The organism is Roseomonas chloroacetimidivorans (assembly GCF_049629625.1).
In the GTDB taxonomy this organism is placed as follows: Bacteria; Pseudomonadota; Alphaproteobacteria; order Acetobacterales; family Acetobacteraceae; genus Roseomonas; species Roseomonas chloroacetimidivorans.
On record NZ_JBNBZS010000179.1, the window covers coordinates 1 to 4,895 of the forward strand.

Annotated in this window: 7 protein-coding genes and 1 pseudogene; 3 read left to right on the forward strand and 5 right to left on the reverse strand. The window is 69.0% G+C overall.

Annotated features, from left to right (window positions below; genetic code table 11):
* Positions 1-80 precede the first annotated feature (80 nt).
* The 4 genes from ACO1BU_RS35970 to ACO1BU_RS35985 form a co-directional block, all read right to left on the reverse strand.
* Positions 81-497 carry a hypothetical protein gene (locus tag ACO1BU_RS35970; protein WP_424140677.1) on the reverse strand — a complete coding sequence of 139 codons (417 nt, stop codon included), beginning with the start codon at positions 495-497 and terminating at the stop codon, positions 81-83.
* Positions 498-618: 121 nt separating this feature from the next.
* Positions 619-1,365, reverse strand: a complete 747-nt coding sequence (locus ACO1BU_RS35975; protein ID WP_424140678.1) for a segregation/condensation protein A — start codon at positions 1,363-1,365, stop codon at positions 619-621.
* A 76-nt stretch (positions 1,366-1,441) separates the two neighbouring features.
* Entirely contained in the window at positions 1,442-2,179 is a 738-nt protein-coding gene (locus tag ACO1BU_RS35980) for a hypothetical protein (protein ID WP_424140679.1), read from the reverse strand.
* A gap of 9 nt (positions 2,180-2,188) precedes the next feature.
* Complete coding sequence (locus tag ACO1BU_RS35985) at positions 2,189-3,259, reverse strand: site-specific integrase (RefSeq protein ID WP_424140680.1); 1,071 nt, start codon at positions 3,257-3,259, stop codon at positions 2,189-2,191.
* Positions 3,260-3,321: 62 nt separating this feature from the next.
* On the opposite strand from ACO1BU_RS35985, the gene ACO1BU_RS35990 reads away from it, so the two are divergent.
* Positions 3,322-3,579 (forward strand): ribbon-helix-helix domain-containing protein, encoded by a 258-nt coding sequence (locus ACO1BU_RS35990; RefSeq protein ID WP_424140681.1) that lies wholly within the window; start codon positions 3,322-3,324, stop codon positions 3,577-3,579.
* Complete coding sequence (locus tag ACO1BU_RS35995; protein ID WP_424140682.1) at positions 3,576-3,887, forward strand: type II toxin-antitoxin system RelE/ParE family toxin; 312 nt, start codon at positions 3,576-3,578, stop codon at positions 3,885-3,887. Before ACO1BU_RS35990 ends, ACO1BU_RS35995 begins: the two co-directional genes overlap by 4 nt.
* Before the next feature lie 333 nt (positions 3,888-4,220).
* Here the strand turns inward: ACO1BU_RS35995 and ACO1BU_RS36000 are convergent, their stop codons facing one another.
* A complete protein-coding gene (locus ACO1BU_RS36000) occupies positions 4,221-4,517 on the reverse strand; it encodes a DUF2726 domain-containing protein (RefSeq protein ID WP_424140683.1) in 297 nt (98 codons plus the stop codon).
* 94 nt (positions 4,518-4,611) lie between these two features.
* Here ACO1BU_RS36000 and ACO1BU_RS36005 point away from each other — a divergent pair.
* A pseudogene (locus ACO1BU_RS36005) lies at positions 4,612-4,895 on the forward strand (hypothetical protein); the annotation flags it as partial.

The following is a 4,895-nucleotide window of genomic DNA, read 5'->3' on the forward strand; positions in this document are numbered from 1 at the left end:
ATCGCGCGACGCTCAAATTCACCGAGCACGGCATCGAAAGCCTCAAGGAACTCTGCCTCGACCAGAAGCGGTGAGCGCGGTCAGCACGTCTGCGCTCGATAGCCCGCGGCCCCGGCCGGATGGATACAAAGGTGATGAGACTCCCGGCCGAACAGTGATGACCAGAAGCCAAAATTCAGTTCTGCCACGATCTGGGGTCGTGACGCTGCCTTGCCGGCTTGCTTGAGCGTCTGTAGCGCCTGGCGCACGCAGGCCTGCTGGTAGGCTGTCCTCAGCACGACCGGGTCATGGATCCAGCCCGTTCCATGGACCTGGACCAAGCGCGCGTCGACTTTGTTTCTCAGCGCCACCTCGTGCATGTGCAGGGGGCCGTAAAGAGCGGCCGAGAGCTGTACATTGTAGGTGTAAAGGCGCCCGGCCAAATCGGGGTCGCCAGCTGCCCATTTGAGGTAGGTGTCGAAGCGCTCCACAGAAAGAGCATCGGCGAAGGTAGGCACTGGACGCGCGGTCCCCTTGATTTTTGGGACCAATGGCCGCATATAGGTGGCGTATCCCCCGGCTGGTCCCTGCTCTGCATACCGCCGGGGTTTTGATTTTTATGGTCAAGCGGTCATGCTTTCAAGCAGCCGCCGAGTGTGGCGACACAAGCTGCACGTTGATCTGCCCGAAAGGATGATCCTGGTGCAGGATTACCTCCTCCTGACGTGCGAGTTCCAGGCCCGCCAGGAAGGTACTCGCGGCAGCCGACCGCCGGCGTACCGGCGCGGCTGCCGCGAGTTGCGGGAGACCCAACTTCCAAAGCTCGCCGCCGCTGGGCTCAGATCGCAGAGCCTCGCGAAGCCGTGCCAGTGCTTCCGGTAGAGTCCAAACATCGGGCGGCGAGGGCCGGTAGACCGGCGGCTCCTTTCTGCGCGTTTCAGGCCGTGGTTCCATCCATGCAAGCGTCGCCTCCAGGAAAGCCACTAGCATCTTGGCTTGTGGCCCTGCGGACGCCCGCATCTGATTGCCTCGTGCGAAGACGTCCTGCCCGAGCTGCGGCCGAGCCGCCAGCCAGGCGGCTGCCGCCTTCATCGCCGCGAGTTCTTCCAACTGCCCGAACCGTCGGTTCGCCTCCGCCGCGGCCTCTGCGGCGGCCTGCGGACTGGCGGGGGCGAGCAGCTGCGCCCGGAGCCGCAGGAGCTCGCTCGCCATCACCAGCCAGTCGGCCCGGCGTTCCAGCCGTGCGAGACTACCCTCTAGCGCCGCGACCAGCTGGTCGGTCAGAGGGATGATCGACAACCGGCCGAGGTCGAGTTGGTGCCGACGCACCATCTCCAGCAGGAAGTCGAGCGGTCCGTCGAAGCCTTCCACACTGAGGTGAGGCATATCGGCTGGCCAGGGGCGCCCGCCGGGCCCTTCATCTTCCTGCCAACCATCCTCAACCGCGGCTGCGGCGCCGGCGTCAGCCACGGCGCGCCCTGGCCGCTCGGGTTGACTTGTCTCGGTTGTCTTTCCTGTCCCGGATGCCCTGCTTGTGCTGGGCGGGTGCGATGGGTCCGCTCGTGGGCTCATTGCCCTCGCCGTCCGCGTAGTCCGGCTGCAGGCCGAAGCTCAGGGCCGGCCAGTCCCGACGGAGCCGGCGCAGCACCCGCCAGGGCGACCAGTCCGCCGACCAGAACTCCACCCGCCGCTCCGCCACCCGCCGCTTCCGGCCGTCGAGGGTGGGCTCCAACTCCCGCACATGCCGCAGCGGGCGCGTGGTGCCCCAATGCGTCCAGAGCCAGGTGCGGCTGTCCGGATCATTGGGCCCGAGACGCAGGATGCCGGGCGGGACCGGCAGCAGGCGGTGCAGGTCGAAGGGGCAGTGGTAGTCTGTGCCGATGCGGGCGATCGCCCGCTGATGGTTGGCGGCCGCGGCATCCCGGAGCCGCCGGGCCAGGATCCGCGCGCCCTGCAGGCTGATCGCCCGCTCACCCTCGGCCGGCGCCGCAAGCGACAGGAACCAGTCCTCCTCCATGTGGTCGAGGTCCAGCACCCAGGGGATCACCCCCGCGCCGGCCGCCGCCGCCCGGAACCGACCCATCTCTTCCGTCGGTCCGGTCACCACCAGCACGTTGCGTAGCCAATCGGTGTGCGCCGGCGTCGGGAGCGACGTCGGGACCGGCGCATCGAGGGCGGCCGGGGAAAGAGGGGCGGCCACTCCCCTGCCCTACAGGTCGAGGAGCCGGGCCGGGCTGTCCTGGGTGATCTTGGCCCGGCGGCGATAGCCCTGGGTGGTGGCGATGCTCTTCTGGCGGGTGTGGTGCATCACCTGCTCGTCCAGCGCACCCTTGAGATAGGCCTCAGTGATGAAGCCCGCCCGCAGCCCGTGCGGGGACAGCCGCTCGCTCTCATCCACCGTCAGCCCGGCGAGCTCGGCCCGCTTGCGCAGGATCCGCCACACGCTCTTCGTGTCGAGCCGGCCCTCGAGCACGCCGCGCCCGCTGAGGCCCCGGAACACCGCCCCGTACTCGATCCGCGCCCGCCGCAGCCACTCCTCCATCGCCCGCACCGGGCAGGTCAGGGGATTGAGGCCGCGTGGGATGCCGACCGTGGCCCCCTCCCCTTCCTGGTCGCGCTTGGAGCGCAGAATCCGGATGGTCATGCCTTCGCTGGTGAAGCGCAGCTCCTCACGGTCGATCGCCACCAACTCGGAGCGTCGCAGCGCCCCCGCGAAGCCGGTCAGCAGCAGCGCCTTGTCCCGCAGGCCCGGCATGTCGGTGCCGCAGGTAGCGAGGAGGCGCTTCACCTCGGCCGAGGTCAGCGCCGCAGCGGGCCGGGCCGGCTTGCCGTGGTTGGCGAGGATACCGCGGAGGGTCATGCGGATGGCGGGGTGACCCGGCTCGATCGGGTGGCCGGTGCGGCGGTGCATCTCCGCGATCGCCGCCAGGCGCCGGCGCAGCCCCGAGCGCCCGAGCTGGCCGGCGAGGCTCGCCAGATACCCGGCAATCACCAGGGGATCGGCCGGCAGCGACGGGACGCCGCCCGCCTCACACCAGGCCGAGAACAGGACCCAGTCGGTCGCGTAGGCGCGGCGGGTGTTCTCGGACAGCGCCTTGCCGGCATAGCCCGACGCCTTGGCGACGGCTTCCCCGACCGGGCCGGAGAGCAGCGCCAGCACCGCCGCCGGGCTCTGGCCGGCCGCGGCGCGGAGTAACGGGGTGGTCAGAGCGGGCTGGCCGGAGGGCGGCAGGATCTCGCCCTCGGTCGCCTTTCCTTGCCGGGGGGGATCAGCGGTCATCGGTCCCTCCGGGCACACGGAAGGCTTTGCGGACGGCACCCTGCCCTCCTATCTTCCCTTCCATGACCACCGTGATCCTCACCCCCGAGCAGGAGCGCTTCGCGGCGGACGCCGTGGCGCAGGGCCGCTTCCGGGACGTGGATGACGTCGTGCGAACCGGTTTTGCCCTGCTGCAGCAGGCGGAAGCTGAACTTGCCGCCTTCGTAAGGTCCTTGGAAGAGGCCGAGGCCGAGGGCGAGCGCGAAGGCTTCGTCACCATCGAGGAGCTTGAGCGCGACATGGACGCTATCCTGAAGGCGGCCGCGGCACGCCGGGCTTGAGTGCCCCTGCCCTTCTGACGCCGGCGGCCAGCGCCGCTGTTCTCGAGATCATCGCTTGGTATGCCGACCACGATGAAGCGGCTGGGCAGCGGTTCCACCGGGCAATTGGCGAGGCCGCGCGACGCCTCGGCGCACGGCCACTCATTGGCCGGCCGGCGCCCGCTGCGTTGGGTCAGCGCCGTCTCTGGTCGCTGGTCGGCTTCCCCTACCTGCTGATCTACGATCCACATCCGGCGCCGCCCCGGATTCTCCGGGTCGTGCACACGGCCCGGGACCTGCCGCGCCTGCTGGCCGATCTGAAGTCGTAGCTTCGCCGCCCGGCCCAGTTGGGCGTCCGGAGAGGGCGGAGAGCCGTCCGTTCCCGCACCTTCCTGCCCCTCGTTCTGCAGCATGCCCCTACCCTGCGCCGCCTCGCGCCACGGCCGCTTTGGCCGGCAGATGAGTCTGATCGATAGCCAGAATTGGGGCAATCCGCCACTTTCAGGAATCGGCGCCCGATAATAGATAGTTATCGGACGCTAGCGGGCGGTAAACCGTTGAACTGTTGGGTCGTGTGCCCACAGGAACTGCCTTGTCTGGGAGCCAAGGCACGGTGGGCCGTCCTTTGGGGGCGATCGACACTTGGCTAGTATGCCGACCGCCTACCATTCACGTCGCCCCAGTGAGCCGGCCTTCGCCTTCCGGGGCATCCGTCGCGTAGGATGCCGAGCCGCGCAATTCTTGGGCCACGTGGGCCTCAAGCTGAGCCGATGCTTGCTCATCGCGCTGGGCACCTCGAGATAGCGGATCCCGGCTCTGGGAAGCATGGTGCGCTTCACAGCATTCCGCTCCTCGGCCTTGCCACGGTGGCGCCCTGTCTCCTGATACTCGATCACCGCCAGGGGCCAAGCGTCCGCGGCGACAAAGAGGCAGGCTGCCGGCTTGCTGTTGATCCGGATCTGTCAGAACTCGCGCCAGGGGGCGCCCGGATTGGTGAGCTGGGGCAGCCCTGGGTAGGCTCCTGACGGGTTGAGAGGCGGCTGGGAGCCTGGGATGGAGTGCGTGGGCTGCGGATCGGCCGAGGTCGCTGAGCGGCCGGACCGTACGGCCCAGGGCTACCGGCGCTTCCGGTGCCGCGCCTGCGGCCGAGGGTTCAACGAGCGCAGCGCCGGAGTGCTGAACAGGGCGCAGTACCCGAGCGACGTCATCGCGCTCGTGGTGCTGTGGCGCCTGCGCTACCGCCTGACCTTGCGGGATCTGGCGGAGATGTTCCTTATCCGCGGCGTTGTGTTTAGCCACGAGGCGGTGCGGGAGTGGGAGGCCAAGCTCGCGCCGGT